This window comes from Seohaeicola nanhaiensis, from assembly GCF_042654245.1.
Taxonomy (GTDB): Bacteria; Pseudomonadota; Alphaproteobacteria; order Rhodobacterales; family Rhodobacteraceae; genus Seohaeicola_A; species Seohaeicola_A nanhaiensis.
Genome location: NZ_JBHSGI010000032.1, coordinates 18,585 through 33,864, shown reverse-complemented (window position 1 = coordinate 33,864; position 15,280 = coordinate 18,585). Strand labels below are relative to the sequence as shown.

Genomic DNA, 15,280 nt, shown 5'->3' with positions numbered 1-15,280 from the left:
CACCTCCCGTGAGACCGGCGAATGGAAGGACGAAAGTGATACGCATCGCAAGAGGCCAGACTGTAACGCAGTCCTACTCTGGCACAAGTGCCACTGCACTTTCCAGAGGCGGGAGGCGGACTGATTCCTTAGATTTTCGTGACCCGCTCTACCTTAGATTTTCGTGACCCGCTCTAGAGGTAGGCCATGGCGGGCCATGGCATTGCGGGTATCGACGACCGGACAACCGAGCCTCAGCAGGGCGTCATAGTCGATGGCGTCGTGATCGGTGGCGATCAGCACGGCGGCAAACTGTCCGGGGCCAAGTCCGTCGGGGTCGAGCGCGGCGCGCTTCTCGTATTGGCCGTATTCCCGCATCGGTGGAATCTCGGGCACATGCGGGTCTATGAAGGACACTTCGGCCCCGGCCTCTTCCATAAGCTGCATCAGTTTCATCGCAGGGCTTTCGCGCATGTCGGCTACGTTCTTCTTGTAGGCGACGCCGACCAGCAGGATCGCGGTGCCGTTCAGGCCACGCCCCGAGTCACGATCGACGACCTCGCGCAGGCGGGCGACGACATGATGGGGCATCGCCGTGTTGATCTCGCCGGCCAGTTCGATGAATCGGGTCGGCACCTCGAACTCGCGGGCCTTCCAGGAAAGGTAGAAGGGGTCGATCGGGATGCAGTGTCCGCCAAGGCCCGGTCCAGGGTAGAAGGGCATGAACCCGAAGGGCTTGGTGGCGGCCGCCTCGATCACCTCCCAGATGTCGATGCCCATCGCGTCGTAGACCAGCTTGAGCTCGTTCACGAGCGCGATATTGACCGAGCGGAAGATGTTCTCGGTGATCTTCACCGCTTCGGCGGTGCGGGTGTCGCGCACGGGCACGACCCGCTCCACGATCCTGCCGTAGAAGGCCTCGGCCAGGGCGCCCGCCTCCGGCGTGGAGCCGGCCACGATCTTCGGGATCGAGCGCGTGGTGAAGCGGGTGTTGCCGGGATCCTCCCGCTCCGGGGAGAAGGCGGTGAAGACGTCCCGTCCCGGCTCCAGCCCGCTGCGGGCGAGCAGGGGCACCAGCACCTCCTCGGTGGTTCCCGGCCAGGTGGTGCTTTCCAGCACAACTAGCGTGCCGGCCTGCAGGTGCTGCGCGATGACCCCGGCAGTCGCCGTGACGAAGGAGAGGTCGGGGGCGCGCTGCGCGTCGAGCGGAGTCGGGACGCAGATCACGATCACCCGGCACTGGCCGAGTCGGCTGAATTCGGTGGTGGCCTCGAGGCCCGCGCCGGCCAAGGCGGTATCGGACACCGCGCTGATATAGCTCTTCCCTGCGGCGATGCTGTCGACCTTGGAGGGGTCGATGTCGAACCCCGTCACCCTGAAGCCGCCATTGGCCGCGGCCACCGCCAGCGGTAGTCCGACATAGCCAAGGCCGATGATGCCGACATGCGCCTCTGCGCTGTCGATCTGCGCTTTCAGCGCGGGGAAGCCGCGATCCATATCCTGCATCTTGATACCTCTCGTCTGCCAGAGAACCCGCGCCTATGGCAAAAGCCGGGCGATGTCGTCCCAGTAGTGCCAGCAGAGCAGCCCGTTCAGCAGCAGGCCAACGGCGAAGAAGACCGCATCGCCCGCCGCATCCCATCCCTTGTGGCGCTGCAGAAAGTATATGCAGAGCGGCGCGGTCAGAAGATTGGCCGCGAATATGGCCAGGATGGCCCCGGGGACGCCCAGCCAGATCACACCGGCCAGCGTGAGCCCGGTCTGAAGCACCGCCGTGGTCGTGATGACCATGAAATGCGCGCGGGAATCCCCGGCGGCGAGAAACACCGTGCCATAACCCAAAAGGATGATCCGCGGCAGCAGGCTAAGGCTGATAAAGACGGCGATCGGACCGGCCAAGGTGTACCGGCTGTCATAGAGCAGAGAGACGAAGGGTTCTGCGATCATTGCCACGAAGAAGGCCAGCGCCAAGCTGCCGGCGACCACGATCCGGCGTACCCAGATCATCTTTCTGCGGTTCGCCCCCGAGGCCGCCGGAGGATTCTGGCGGTAGAGCGGCATCATGACCTGCCCGACAACCTGCGAACTCAGCATCTGCGGCAGTGACCCGATCATGTAACCGATGCTGTAGATGCCAAGTTGGGCCGTGGTGACATATGTGCCCAAGATCATCTTGTCGCTCTGATCGATCAGGAAGGTGCAGCCTGTCGCCAGGAAAAGGAATTTGCCGAAGGAGAACAGTTCCTGCCGCGCCTCGCGCTCCCAGCGGAAACGGTTGTCGGGGCCGGGCAGGGCCACGCGCTGGAGGAAGACCAGCAGGAGGGCTCCGAGAATGCCGCCGATCACGATGGCCCAGGGAGATGGCCAGAACCAGGCGATCGCGATGACGACGAGCGCCTGGAACAGCTGCGTGCTCAGCGCCAGGGCGGTCACCCGTTCGAGCTGGAGATGGCGGCCCGCCGTCACGGCCTTGGTGGGGGTGAAGCCGGTGATCAGCATGCTGATCGCCGCGGCCGGCAGCAGGACGGCCAGCAGCGGTTCCCCGTAACTCAGGGCGACGGGCAGGGCGAGGGCGCAGGCGCCCAGCCAGATGAGCCCACCGCGGAAGACTTGAAGCGTCCAGGCGGTATTGAGGAAATCTGGATCGTCGCCGCGGGGGCTGCGCATGATCGCGGTGGTGGAACCGGTGTCGGAAAACATCTTCAGGCCGGTCAGGAAGACATTCGCCAGGGCGATCAGGCCGAAGATTTCCGGGGTCAGCAGCCGGGCAAGAACCAGGTTCGACCCGAGCCGGAGCACGTTGTTCGCTATCGATGCGAAGACGGTGATGCCGGTGGCGCGCAGCGCGCGTGCCTTGGTGCCGCTGCCGCGCAGATGTTGCAGGAGTTTCACGCGGCAGGGCTTTCCGAAGCAGGGGCCACCGGCGCGGCAACCGGGGCAGGGCGCAGAGCGGTTCCCGGCCCCTCGGCAAAGAGTCTGGCCAGGCGTGCGGCCTCGGTGGCGATGTCGAATTCGGCGGCGACGCGCGCGGCGCCCCTTTCGCCCATCTGCGCGCAAAGCGCGGGATCGCTGGCCAGCCGACGGATCGCCTCCCCGAGACCCCCGGCATCTCCGGGCGCGACAAGCAGACCGGTCTCACCCTCCTCCACCAGCTCTCCGACTCCGGCGACCCGGGTGGCGATGACCGCCTTCCGGCTGGCCAGCGCCTCCATCAGGACGACGGGCACGCCTTCGGCAAAGCTCGGCAGCACGACGATGTCGCAGGACTGCATCGCGCGGGCCACCTCGGCCTGGGAGAGATAGCCGGTGAACACCACCCGCTCGCCCAGGGGGGCGGCGGCCTGTTCCAGGGCCTTGCGGTCCGGTCCGTCTCCGACCAAAATCAGGCGCAGGTCGGGCATCGTCCTCGACAGGCTCTCCAGCGCCTCCAGCAGCACTCGCAGCCCCTTGACCGGTGCCAGCCGGCCGACGAAGAGCAGGCGGAACTCGCCCTTCTGGCGGGGGGGCAGGGGCGCTTCGGCGGGCGCGCGGTAGCGCTCGGGGCTGACGCCGCAATGGACGATGCGGATCTTGTCCCAATGAGCCGGATCGCTGAAGAACATGATCTGGCTGCGGGCAAAGTGGCTGATCGTCGCCACGAAACGCGCGCGCGCCGTCTTCTCGTCGATTCGCCAGCGGTAGGGTTCCAGCAGGTCCGCGGGGCCGTGCAGGGTGAAGCTGTAGGGGATGCCGGTCAGCTCCGAGGCCAGCATGGCCACCGTGGCGCTGCCGAAGACGAAGTGGTTGTGCAGGTGCCCGACCTTCTCGCGCACCAGGTGGCGGGCCAGGATCGTCGCCTCCAGGAAGAAGATCAGCTGGTAGAGCAGTGCCTTCAGTCCCGGCGGACGGATCCGCAGGGCCAGCCCGAGTGCGCGGAAATAGCGGCGGGGCGCAGACAGCAGGGGGGCCTGCGCCGCGAGCAGCCCGAGGGGTTTGCGCGCGGCCTCAAGCACATGGAAGGTGCTGGCGGCCGCCGCCCGTTCGGCGCGGCCCGGGTGCTGTTCGGGGGGCGTACGGCGGATCGAGCAGGTGATCACCTCGGCCCCGAGCCGGCGCAGCGCTTCCACCTCGCGCAGGATGAAGGTCAGCGAGACCTCGGGGTATTGCCCGGTCAGATAGGCGATCTTGGGCAGGGTAGGGCAGTCGTCTGTCACGGTCATCTCGTCAGCGCAGTTTGGCCGAAAGGCGGGAAAGGGCGCGGGCCAGGCGGGATGGTCGGGCGAAGGCCTCGTAATCCGGCAGCGGCAGGCGGCGGGTGCGCTCGGGCAGCGCCGGCCGCTCGAACCGCGTCTGCAGGCGATAGCGCACCCCGTCCGGACCCGCCGCCTGGATCGCCAGCGTCAGTTCGGTCAGGTGCAGCGTGAAGTCGGACGCCGGAAAATGCGGACGATCCTCGGCAATGGCGGCGGAGAGTTCGGCCAGGCCGATGCACTTGTCCTGCTGGCCGAGCTCGGCCCGGCGTAGCCGCCGGAGCCAGGCCTTCGGAGACAGGCCGCCATCCAGGCGCCGGATCCGCTGGGCGCCCGGCGGGGGCGTTTCGGCCAGAGGCAGGCGCCTTCCGCCCACCGCGAAGAGCCGCGCCAGCCACGGGTTCTGCCGGACCGAGCGGGCATTGCGCGCCTTCAGCGTCAGCGGATCGAACCCCTCCAGCTGAACCGGGCACCAGTAGTCGCGATAGGTATCGGCCCCGATCACGCCGCGGTTGCCGATGATCCGCATCCGGTGATCGGTCGGCGCGGCGATCGAGCAGGTCAGCCGCCCGACCACGCCGCTTTCGAAATCCAGTACCGCCACCGAGAAATCCGGCGTGTTGGAGGGGTTGAGCGGATGCGTGGTCTTGTCCGGAAGCGTCGCCTTCGAGAAGGCGGTCAGCGCCCGCACCGGTCCGAACAGGGCGCACATCCAGGTCAGGTGATAGCCGGCGTGCTCCCAGGTGCAGCCCATCTCGTATTCATGGAGATAGGGCCAGGGCGCCCCGGAGCGCGACCGCCAGGTCTCGGGCGCAAGCAGATAGACGGGGTTGTCGTCGAACTCGGCATAGACCATGCGCACCTCGCCCGCCGCCCCGGCCTCGACGGCCTTCCACATGGTCTGCACCGTGGGGCTGAGGGCGTTGGACGGCGCCGCCGAGAGGCGCAGCCCCCTGTCCTGCGCCAGCCGGGCCAGCGCCTGCGCCTCGGCCAGGGTCGTGGTCAGGGGTTTTTCGGAATAGATGTGCTTTCCCGCCTCCAGGGCCGCCCGGCTCACCTCGAAATGCGACTCTATCGAGGTGAAATTGGCGATAATGCCGATCTCCGGATCGGCCAGCAGGGCCTCCGCGTCCGCATAGACCTTCAGCCCGTAGAAGGCGCCCACGGCCCGGGCCCTTTCGCTGTCGCGATCGGCCACCCCGGCGATCTCGAGACCGGGGTGCAGGGGCAGGGTGGTCATGTAGTGGTCGAAGACATAGCCGCAGCCGATGACGCCAATCTTCATGCCCGGTCTCCCTGCTGCCAGGCGGCCCTGGCCGCATCGACCGCGTCCAGGATCGCAATGCTGTCGGCGAGGGTCATGCGGGGGTCCTCGGTGCGGCCTTCGCGCAGCGCCTGCATCACCGCCAGCGCCTGGTGGCGATAGCCATTGCCCGCGAAAGGCGCCGCGATGCGCGTGCTGCCCCGGCGTCCCGATCCGCGCAGCGTGCCGAGCAGGCCCGCCACCCGCAGCCCGGTGGTACTTTCCCGGAAGGCTTCGAAGCGGCGCGCGCCCCTGGGCGGGAGCGCCGGGCGCACCGGCATCAGCAGGGCCCCGGTCGGGCGCCAGATCGGGCCCTCGATCGCCAGGGTCGCGCGCGTGCCGAACAGCACCGCGCCCTCGGGGCCGCTGGTGCGCAGCGACGCGCGCAGCGTGGACAGCGCGCCGCTCTTATGGGTGAGCGTGAGCGCGCAATCCTCATCGACGCCCGTCGCCCCGATCGCGGCGGCGGCCTGGACCCGCGCGATCCCTCCCAGCAGGAAATGGGCGAGGGACAACGGATAGAGCCCGCGGTGCAGCAGGGCGCCGCCACCGGCCGGATCGTAGAGCGCGAGGCCGGGGGCGGGCGGGGTCGCCGCCATGAACCGCGCCTCCAGCCCAAGCGGATCGCCAAGCGCGCCGGCGGCGATGCGCGCGCGCAGCTCGCCCAGCAGCGGCTGAAAGCGCGTCCACATCGCCTCCATGCAGAAGACCCCCGCCTCCGCGGCGGCCGCCGCAATGCGCCGCGCGGCGGCGGCGTCGCTGGCGAAGGGCTTTTCGACCAGCACCGCCTTGCCGGCCGCGATCGCCATCCTCGCATGGGCCTCGTGCAGGGTGGCGGGCGTCGCAATATAGACGATGTCCGCGCCCTCGAGGGCCGCGGCATAGCTGTCGGCGGCGCGGGCCACGCCGAGCTGGGCGGCAAAGGCCCGTGCATTCCCGGGATCGCGCGAGGCCACCGAATGCAGGATGGCCGGAGCGCCGGCACCGGCAAGATCCAGGGCGAACTTCCGCGCGACCTGTCCGGTGCCGAAAATGGCCCACCGGAACGCCTTCGCGCCTGTGTCAGTCATCAAACATACCGTTTCGGATCGGGGTCCTGCCTTTCCCCCCATACCCGAATACGACGGGCAGTCAAAGGCCGCCCCTCCGCTATCGGCGGGGGCAGGAGGTGATTGTGAAATCCACCGCCATGACGCTATGCATGCGGCAACGCTGCGGCTGCGGCGCGCATGACCCACGGAAGGCAGCTCATGACCCAATCCCACGAGGCCCGTCTGGCCGTGATCATCGTCAACTACGGCACCTCGGCCCTGGTGCTGAAGGCGCTTCCGGCCCTGCTGCGCGATCTCGACGGCCTCGGGCTATCGGCTGTCTTCATCGTCGACAATGCCTCGCCCGGCGAGGATGGCGCGGCGCTGGCCGAGGGGCTGCGCGCCTTTCCCGAGGCGGCCGGCGCGGCGCCGCAGGTGCGCTTCCTGCCCTCCGCCGTGAACGGCGGCTTTGCCGCCGGCAACAACGTCGCCTTCGCCGAGATCCGCCGGCTCGGTCTCCGCCCCGAGGCGGTGCTGCTGCTCAACCCGGATGCCGAGGTACGCCCGGGGGCGCTGGCAGAGATGCTGCGGGTGCTCGAAAGCGATCCTGCCATCGGCTTCGTGGGGCCGCGGGTCGAGAATCCGGACGGCAGCAGCTGGGTCGGCGCCTTCAACTTTCCCTCCATGGGCGGCGAGGTCTTCGGGGCGCTGGGGCTCGATGTCCTGGCCCGGCATTTCCGCTCGACCATCCCCGACAGCGACCGGCCGGTGTGCGCCGACTGGATCACCGGCACGGCGATGATGATCCGCGGTCAGGCCTTCGCCGAGCTCGGCGACATGGATGACGGCTATTTCCTCTACTACGAAGAGGTGGACTACATGCTCCAGGGCGCCCGGCTGGGCTGGCAGAGCTGGCATGCGCCCCAGGCGCGGGTGCATCACATCGCCGGCGCCGCCACCGGGGTGGTGGACAAGACCGTCGCCCGCGGCCGGATGCCGGCCTACTGGTTCCAGGCCTGGGCGCGCTATTTCGCCAAGAATCACGGGCCGGCCCATGCCCGCACCACGGCGCTGCTCCGGATCCTGGCCACCCTGCTCGGCGATCTGCAGCGCTCCCTGCGCGGGCGGCAGGTGCCCCGCCCGCAGCGCTTCCTGCGCGACTTCGCGGCGGCCACGCTGTTCTCCCGCCTCTCGCCGCCGCCGGTGGCGCCGACGGCGCGCAATCCGGCAAACCGCCCCGTCACCCCCCGGCCGGGGAAATAGGGCACAGCCCGCAGGGGATCAGTGTGTTTCCGGCCCGGACAGTTGAAGTGACCCCCGGCGTGCAGTACATCCCGGCCCAGCGGATTTGCCGATTTTAAACAGGATTATATGTGATGTCCCAAGGTTCGGAGGCTTATCACCGCGCGGAACGGGAGATGGCGATTCCGCCTGTCTCCGAACGCGGACGGCGCAACGAGAACCCGAAGGGGATCGGCTTCTGGGCCCTCGTGGCGGAAGACTTCCGCACCCATGACAGACAGATCTTCGAACAGGGATTCTGGGCGCTCTTCGTGCACCGTTTCGGCAACTGGCGGATGGGTCAGCCCAAGATCATCCGCGCGCCCGCCACCCTGATCTACCGTATCCTGTTCAAGCTGATCGAATGGATGACCGGCATTTCGCTCTGGTACACCGTCAAGATCGGCCGCCGGGTCCGTTTCTGGCATCACTCGGGCATGATCATCGGCGCCCGCGCCATCGGCGACGACGTGCACCTGCGCCAGAACACCACGATCGGGGTGGGGCAGACCTGGCGCAATGACGAGCTGCCGATCATCGCCAGCGGCGTCGACATCGGCGCCGGGGCCTGCATCGCCGGCGCGGTCTATGTCGGCGCCAACGCCAAGATCGGCGCCAATGCCCTGGTGCTGACCGATGTCCCCGCCGGGGCGACGGTGATGGGCAACCCGGCCCAGATCTATGCGATGGCCCGCCCCGCCGCGGCCCCTGCCGCAGAACCGGCCCCCTCCGCCCCGCCGATGCCGGCGGCGGCCCCGGAGGCGCGCGCGCCCGAACCCTCCGCGGCGCCGCAGGAGGCCATGCTGGCCGAGACCCGCGATCTCGGCACCATCGCGCTGCTGGGTTCGGCGAACCTCGACTACCTGGCGATGACCTTCACCGAACAGGCCCAGGCCTACGGGCTGGCGATCGCCCCCCATGTGCCGCCCTTCGGACAGGCGCGCACGGAACTGCTGCAGGAGGGCTCCGACCTGCTGGGCGCGGGCGGGGACGGCCCGATGGCCACGCTGATCGCCGAACGGGCCGAGGATCTGCTGCAGGATGTCTTCGCCGCGCCCCTGTCGCTCGCCGAGGCCGACCGCGACGCCTATCTCGACGGCGCGCTACAGCCGCTGCTCGACCTGATCCGCAGCGCCCGCGCGCGGCTTTCGGGTCCGGTCTTCGTGCTGGGCCTCGCCGCCTTCGGGCGCTCGACCCTGGGTCTCGCCGATGCCGCCAGCCCGCGCGGACAGACCGCGCTGCTGGCCCGCGCCAATGCGCTGCTGGCGCAGGAAGTTGCGCAGCATCCCGACACCTACCTGCTCGACGCCGCCGACATGATCGCCGAGGTCGGCCGCAAGGAGGCCGATCCCGGCACCTTCTGGCATCTCGGCCGCGTGCCCTTCGGCACCGCCTTCGGGGCCTGTCTGGCGCGGCGCGTGCTAGGCGGCCTGCTGTCGCTGCGCGGCCAGAGCGCCCGCATCCTGATCCTCGACCTCGACAACACGCTCTGGGGCGGGGTGCTGGGCGAGGACGGCATGGAGGGGCTGGAGATCGGCGGCGCCTATCCCGGGTCGGCCTACCGCGCCTTCCAGCAGGCGCTCAAGGCGCTGACCCAGCGCGGCATCGCCCTCGCCGTGGCCAGCAAGAACGACGAGGATCTGGCCCTGCGGATGATCTCGGAACATCCCGAGATGGCGCTGCGGCTCGACGACATCGTCGCCCATCGCATCGGCTGGACCGAGAAGGCGATCGGCATCCAGGAGATGCTCGACGAGATCGGCCTCGGCTCGGCCAATGCCATGTTCATCGACGACAACCCGGTCGAGCGCGAGAAGGTGCGCAAGAACATTCCCGGCATCATCGTCCCCGCCTTCCCCGACAAGCCCGAGGATCTGGCCGGCTGGCTGCTGGCCAATCCCTTCCTCGAATGCCTGGAGCTGACCGAAAGCGATCTCAAGCGCACCCGGCAGTATAGCGTCCGCGCCAAGATCACCGCGGCCAAGCGCGAGTTCCAGAACATCGAGGATTTCTACCGCGACCTCGACATGCACCTCACCTTCGAGCGCTACGGGGCGACCAACCAGAAGCGCGTGCTCCAGCTCTTCGCCAAGACCAACCAGTTCAACGCGACCCTGCGCCGGCACGATGCGGCGGCGCTGGCGCGGATCGAGGCCGAGGGCGGCGAGGTCCATGCGATCGGTGTCTCCGACAGCCATTCCCCCTACGAGCTGATGGGCGTCATCGTGCTGCGCCCGGGCACGACGATGGCCGCCGCCTATTCCCAGGACGCCGCCGTCACCAGCCATGCCCGGGACGGCGAGTGGTGGGTGGACAGCCTGCTGCTCAGCTGCCGCATCCTGGGCCGCACCGTCGAACAGGCCATCGTCGCCTGGGCTGCCGGGCAGGTGGCTGCGAAGGGCGCGACCGCGCTGGTCGGCCAAGTGATCGAGGCGCCGCGCAACACGCCGGTGCGCGACGTCTTCTCCAAGAGCGGGCTGGCCCGGATCGACAGCCCCATCGAGCAGGGCAAGGGCGGCCTCTACCGTCAGGATCTGGCGGCCGGGGTGCCCGAGGTGCCCGGCTATTTCACCGTACACGAAGAAGCCGGCGGCGATCGCCCGACCGCCCCGGACCAGGTCGCAAAGCCCACATCCGAACCCGCGCAGACGGCAGTTGCTCCGCCGCCCCCGGTCAATGGCGCCGTCCTCTCCCCCGAGCTCGAGACCCGGCTCGCGGCCGTGTTCCGCCGCACCTTTGGGCTCGACCCGCAGGCCGACCTGTCGGTGGCTAGCATGGACACGGTCGAGCGCTGGGACAGCCTGGGTCACCTGAAGCTCGCCATGGAGATCGAACAGGCGCTGAACGTGAAGATCGCCGGTCAGCGTCTGGGCGAGATCAGCACCTTCAAAGACCTGAAGGCCGCGGTGGCGGGGCAGGGCGGGTGACCGGTGTCCCGCCCCGAGGCGCTATGGTATCTCTGGCCGCAGCCATCGAACAGCCATGGCCCGCGGAGCGACGGGAATTGAAACAGCATGCATGACGCCGGTGTTCCCTCGACCTTCACCCGAACCTCCCGGCGGCTGGGGCGGGCGCTGAAGAGAAGCGTGGGCGGCGCGGCGCTCGCCGCGCTGCGGGCCCGGCTGGGAGGCCGGCATCCCCGGCGCGTGCTGCTGTTCAGCGACGGTCTTGCCTATACCAGCGAACAGCAGTTCGCCCCACTGCTGCGCCATCGTCAGCAGATCGCCGCCCGGTTCGGCCTGGTGTTCGTCCTGGCGGGTACTGCAGCGATCCGCGATCTAAAGGCGGCAGATCTGAAGGGATGCCATGCCGTGGGGCTGAAGCTGTCCTTCAGGACACCGGCGGCAGAGGCCGTCGCGCTCGCCCGCAGGCTCTTCGCCGTGGCGCAGGAGGCGGGCGCGCGCACCCTCTATTTCGACGGCGACGACGATCAGGGCGTCCAGTGGCCCGCCGTGCTCGACATGGCGGATGCCTATATCAAGAAACACCGCCTGTCCGATCCCGCCGCCTATCGGCGCGGCTTCATCGGCAAATCCAACCTGACCGACCACGTCGCCCGGACCTTCGGGGTCGCCTTCGACAGCGACGACACGCCCGCCACCGCGCCTCTGGACGACGGGCAGGCGACCCGGATCCTGCTGGGCTGGAACATCGCGCAGGACGACAAGATATACGACCTCTGCACGGATATCGGCGCCGCGCTGCCGGACGGACCGCGCGACATCGACATCCTCTGCCGCGCCAGCGTCCCGCCGACGCACTGGACCTTCGGCCTGCGCGATCCGGCCGTGCAGACTATTAAGTCGCTGAATGGCAGCTGGGCCCTGCATGCGCCGACCGACCGGGTGTCGCAGGCCGAATATTACCGCGAGATGCTCCGCGCCCGCCTCACGGTCAGTCCCTTCGGCTTCGGTGAACTCTGCTGGCGCGATTTCGAAGCCATCCTCTGCGGCAGCCTTCTGGTCAAGCCGGACATGTCGCATGTCGAGACCTGGCCGGACCTTTTTGTTCCCCACGAGACCTATGTGCCCCTCGCTTGGGATTTTTCCGATCTCGGGAAGGCCTGTGCCCCCTATCTCGATGACGAGGCGCGGCGCGCGCAGGTGGCCAGCACCGCCCGCGAGCGGCTGCTGCACGCGCTCTCCGGCACGGCTTTCCTGGATCGCCTGGAGACCGTGCTCGGCAAGGCGGGGCTGCTCTGACCTTGGCGGCGGGATCCGCGGTCACATACCGCCCCGAGATCGACGGGCTGAGATCGCTCGCCGTGGTGCCGGTCATCCTCTTCCATGCTGGCTTCCAGGCCTTCGGCGGCGGCTTCGTGGGGGTCGATGTCTTCTTCGTGATCAGCGGCTTCCTGATTACCTCGATCCTGGTGCGCGACATCGCGGCCGGGCGCTACACCCTGATCGGCTTCTACGAACGCCGCGCCCGCCGCATCCTGCCGGCACTCTTCCTGGTGTCGCTGCTCTGCCTTCCCGTCGCAGGGATCCTGTTCGTGCCCCGGGATTTCGTCGATTTCGGCCAGAGCCTGATCGCGGTCGCCACCTTCCTGTCGAACTTCCTGTTCTGGCAGGAGGCGGAGTATTTCGGGGCCAATGCCGAACTCAAGCCCCTGCTGCACACCTGGAGCCTCGCCGTCGAGGAGCAGTATTACATCCTGTTCCCGCTCCTGCTGGCCGGGCTCTGGCACTGGGGGCGCGCAAGGGTTGCGGCCGTCCTGGTCCTGCTCTCGGTCCTGAGCCTGGCGCTGGCCCAGTGGGGCGTGCACGCTGCCCCCTCCGCCACCTTCTACCTGCTGCCCGGACGGGCCTGGGAACTGCTGCTGGGCGCGCTTTGCGCCCTCGTGCCCGCCGCCCCGCTGGTCCAGGACGGCAGGGCGGCGCAGGCGCTCCGCCAGGGGTTGAGCCTGGCCGGTCTTGGGCTCTTGATCGGATCTGTCCTGCTGATGGACAAGACCACGCCCCTTCCCGGGTTCAACGCCCTGTTCCCGACCGTCGGAACCGCCCTGATCCTGCTCTGCGCGCGGCCCGGAACGCTGGTCCACCACCTGCTTGCACAGCCCCTGCTGGTGGGCATCGGGCTGATCAGCTACAGCGCCTATCTCTGGCATTTCCCACTCTTCGCCTTTGCGCGATACCAGAGCCTGAGCGCACCGTCCCCATGGCTCATGGCCGCGCTCAGCCTGCTCTGCCTGCCGCTGGCCTGGCTCAGTTGGCGGTTCGTCGAGACTCCCTTCCGCGACCGGCGGTTCCTCGGACGCTGGCCCCTTCTGGGCACCAGCGGGGCATGGCTCGCGGCCCTCGCCGCCCTTGGCCTGACAATCCATCTGGCCAACGGGTTCGACGGACGCCTGGTGCGCAGTGCCCTGATCAGCCAGGGCGAGGTCGGACATCTGCCGATGCACCGCAAGGTGGCCGATACCTATCTGCGCTGCACGCCCGAATCCTTCGCGCAGCAATCGGCCGAATACGAGGGCTATCTCCGCTGCCTCCAGTCCCGCCCCGGCGCCCCCGAGGTCGCCCTGATCGGGGATTCCATGGCCGAGCATCTGTTCCTGGGGCTCGCCGAAAACCTGCCGCAGGCCAATATCGTCTTCTACATCAATCATTCGCTTCCACTGATCGCGCAGCCCGAGTCGCACCTGATCTTCGAAACGCTCGCCGCGCAACCCGACCTAAGGACGGTCGTGCTAACGATGTATTACAAGCAGAAGGTCCCGGAGCTGTTGGCGGAAGGACGCTCGCTCGAGGGCGAGTTAACCGAGACGATCCGCTGGCTTAGGGTTCGGGGCAAGACCGTGGTGATCGTGGGCGCGACGCCCAGCTTCTGGTTCCCGCCCTATCGCTGCGCCTTCTCGCTCAATGCCGGATCGTCGGGCAAATGCGACATGGATGTCTCGGAATTCCAAGCCACCGAGGCGCTCTACGACGACATCTTCCGGACGGTCGCCGGTCGGGAAGGGGCCGAATACGTCCGGCTCGCGGATCTCTTCTGCAACGCGGAAAGTTGCAGCATGCGGCGCGGCGATACTCTGCTGTTCCGGGATTCCTACCATCTCAATATCCCCGGTTCGCGCTATGTCGGGGAAGCGTTGGTTGAGCGCTCGGCGGTGCTCTCCGCCATGCGCACGGCGCATTGAGGGCGCCATCCCCTGTGCCGCGCCGGTCGCCATCCCCCGCGGTGGCTATGAGGCGGGGCGCTGACCGGCCGAGTATATCTTCCGCGCCAGCGTCCTGAGCCGCGATCGTCGCGCGCCGCTCTGCGCTTCGGCCTCTGTCAGCACTTTCGCAAGCCGGTAGCTTCTGTCGAGCAGATCCCGTCCTTCCCCGGAGACGGTCAGGTCGCGGCCGCTCAGGCTCGTGAAGGTATAGGAGGCCAAGTCGCGCGGAGGGATCATGTTCCGGTTCACGTTGACGAGCATCGCCTCGATCGGTGACAGCTTCCGCCCGAATAAGGCACCGTCATAGACGACATCGCCGGCCTTCGACGAGAAATTCCCGGCGTCGTAGGCGGGTCTGCGATAGTTGAGGTCTCCGTAAACCGGCAGGATAGAGCCTATTCCATCCGTTGCGGAGGAGCTCGCGGGACAAGCGCAACTCTTAATGCAGGATCACGTCGTCTTTTGAGAGGGTCTCCTGCTCCCCTTGGAGCCCGCGTTTATAGGTTAGCCCTGTTCAGGGTTGGTCCTCTTTCGACCGTTGATGATACTCCCACGGGGTGAGCCCGTCGAGGCTCGTGTGGGGTCGATGATGGTTGTAATCGTCACGCCACGCCACGCCGCGATCAGGCCGAGGGCATGGCGCAGGTTGGCGAACATTTCTTAAGGCGGCGCTGGCGGCAGCGACGGACCTCCCACGGCCGGCAGGCAAGCGGCTTGCCGACGTGCCCCACCGGCAAGCCCACTACCTGTCACGGAATGCGCGACTCCGCGTCCCGGTGTAGGATTACGAAACCGTCCCGGTCAACCGCCACTGAACCCGGGGCATAGAGCGTCAGGTCGTCGAGGAGGCTCTGATGCTGAGGTCGAACAGGCGGCACCGATAGAAAACTTGAAACCAAGATATGCTCAGCCTTGGTAATAAGCTGACTCCTCGGAGATGTGTTTCGTAAGACCAACCCAGAGATCCGCACCCCGGTTGTGGAGCGTCATTCCCAACAAATTTCCTGATTGTCTCTGGAAGGAAAGGTTTAGGGCCCCCAACAATCATTCTTGTAATCGAAAAAGATGATTCCCATATGGCGATTGGATATGCGGGCAGCCGCCTTGATCCAGTCTGAATGCTCCTTATATCGACCTAGTCCAATCGGGGTCCTTAACCAGTGCCGCGTCCTACTATCTTCGATGCAGAGCATCGCTGTCATGCAATCCGGGTCCAAATGGCGCCTACCGAAACCAACGGCCATTCTGCTCGGAGTTCAATTCCTCTCGAGCTGGTCGATCTGAGAAACGAACGGGA

10 protein-coding genes and 1 pseudogene are annotated in these 15,280 nt (G+C 67.6%); 4 read left to right on the top strand and 7 right to left on the bottom strand.

Annotated features, from left to right (window positions below; all coding sequences use genetic code 11):
• Window positions 1-153: 153 nt before the first annotated feature.
• From ACFO5X_RS20975 to ACFO5X_RS20955, 5 genes are read right to left on the bottom strand one after another with little or no spacing between them, the layout of a single operon-like run.
• Window positions 154-1,485 (bottom strand): nucleotide sugar dehydrogenase, encoded by a 1,332-nt coding sequence (locus tag ACFO5X_RS20975; protein WP_380720894.1) that lies wholly within the window; start codon window positions 1,483-1,485, stop codon window positions 154-156.
• Window positions 1,486-1,518: 33 nt separating this feature from the next.
• The gene (locus ACFO5X_RS20970) at window positions 1,519-2,871 is read right to left on the bottom strand and encodes an oligosaccharide flippase family protein (protein ID WP_380720891.1); all 1,353 of its coding nucleotides are present in this window, start codon (window positions 2,869-2,871) and stop codon (window positions 1,519-1,521) included.
• On the bottom strand, window positions 2,868-4,172 hold the full coding sequence (locus ACFO5X_RS20965; protein WP_380720886.1) for a glycosyltransferase: 1,305 nt from the start codon (window positions 4,170-4,172) through the stop codon (window positions 2,868-2,870). Before ACFO5X_RS20965 ends, ACFO5X_RS20970 begins: the two co-directional genes overlap by 4 nt.
• A 10-nt stretch (window positions 4,173-4,182) precedes the next feature.
• Window positions 4,183-5,493 carry a Gfo/Idh/MocA family protein gene (locus ACFO5X_RS20960; RefSeq protein ID WP_380720883.1) on the bottom strand — a complete coding sequence of 437 codons (1,311 nt, stop codon included), beginning with the start codon at window positions 5,491-5,493 and terminating at the stop codon, window positions 4,183-4,185.
• Window positions 5,490-6,581 (bottom strand): Gfo/Idh/MocA family protein, encoded by a 1,092-nt coding sequence (locus ACFO5X_RS20955; protein WP_380720880.1) that lies wholly within the window; start codon window positions 6,579-6,581, stop codon window positions 5,490-5,492. Before ACFO5X_RS20955 ends, ACFO5X_RS20960 begins: the two co-directional genes overlap by 4 nt.
• A 180-nt stretch (window positions 6,582-6,761) precedes the next feature.
• Between ACFO5X_RS20955 and ACFO5X_RS20950 the strand changes: the two genes are divergently transcribed.
• From ACFO5X_RS20950 to ACFO5X_RS20935, 4 genes are all read left to right on the top strand, one after another.
• The gene (locus ACFO5X_RS20950; protein WP_380720877.1) at window positions 6,762-7,805 is read left to right on the top strand and encodes a glycosyltransferase; all 1,044 of its coding nucleotides are present in this window, start codon (window positions 6,762-6,764) and stop codon (window positions 7,803-7,805) included.
• 113 nt (window positions 7,806-7,918) lie between these two features.
• Window positions 7,919-10,750, top strand: a complete 2,832-nt coding sequence (locus ACFO5X_RS20945; RefSeq protein WP_380720875.1) for an HAD-IIIC family phosphatase — start codon at window positions 7,919-7,921, stop codon at window positions 10,748-10,750.
• An 87-nt stretch (window positions 10,751-10,837) separates the two neighbouring features.
• A complete protein-coding gene (locus tag ACFO5X_RS20940) occupies window positions 10,838-12,025 on the top strand; it encodes a glycosyltransferase family protein (RefSeq protein WP_380720870.1) in 1,188 nt (395 codons plus the stop codon).
• A 2-nt stretch (window positions 12,026-12,027) separates the two neighbouring features.
• Window positions 12,028-13,962: an acyltransferase family protein gene (locus ACFO5X_RS20935; protein ID WP_380720867.1), complete on the top strand. Its 1,935-nt coding sequence runs from the start codon at window positions 12,028-12,030 to the stop codon at window positions 13,960-13,962.
• A gap of 45 nt (window positions 13,963-14,007) precedes the next feature.
• Here ACFO5X_RS20935 and ACFO5X_RS20930 read toward each other — a convergent pair whose 3' ends face one another.
• Both ACFO5X_RS20930 and ACFO5X_RS20925 read right to left on the bottom strand, forming a co-directional pair.
• A complete protein-coding gene (locus ACFO5X_RS20930) occupies window positions 14,008-14,244 on the bottom strand; it encodes a hypothetical protein (RefSeq protein WP_380720864.1) in 237 nt (78 codons plus the stop codon).
• Window positions 14,245-14,497: 253 nt separating this feature from the next.
• Window positions 14,498-14,640 (bottom strand): annotated as a pseudogene (locus ACFO5X_RS20925) (integrase core domain-containing protein); the annotation flags it as partial.
• Window positions 14,641-15,280 lie beyond the last annotated feature (640 nt).

Bases quoted from the DNA above. Each gene is read 5' to 3' on its own strand.
- ACFO5X_RS20975 (WP_380720894.1), bottom strand. From the start codon at position 1,485: ATGCAGGATATGGATCGCGGCTTCCCCGCGCTGAAAGCGCAGATCGAC.
- ACFO5X_RS20960 (WP_380720883.1), bottom strand. From the start codon at position 5,493: ATGAAGATTGGCGTCATCGGCTGCGGCTATGTCTTCGACCACTACATG.
- ACFO5X_RS20955 (WP_380720880.1), bottom strand. From the start codon at position 6,581: ATGACTGACACAGGCGCGAAGGCGTTCCGGTGGGCCATTTTCGGCACC.
- ACFO5X_RS20950 (WP_380720877.1), top strand. From the start codon at position 6,762: ATGACCCAATCCCACGAGGCCCGTCTGGCCGTGATCATCGTCAACTAC.
- ACFO5X_RS20945 (WP_380720875.1), top strand. From the start codon at position 7,919: ATGTCCCAAGGTTCGGAGGCTTATCACCGCGCGGAACGGGAGATGGCG.
- ACFO5X_RS20940 (WP_380720870.1), top strand. From the start codon at position 10,838: ATGCATGACGCCGGTGTTCCCTCGACCTTCACCCGAACCTCCCGGCGG.
- ACFO5X_RS20930 (WP_380720864.1), bottom strand. From the start codon at position 14,244: ATGCTCGTCAACGTGAACCGGAACATGATCCCTCCGCGCGACTTGGCC.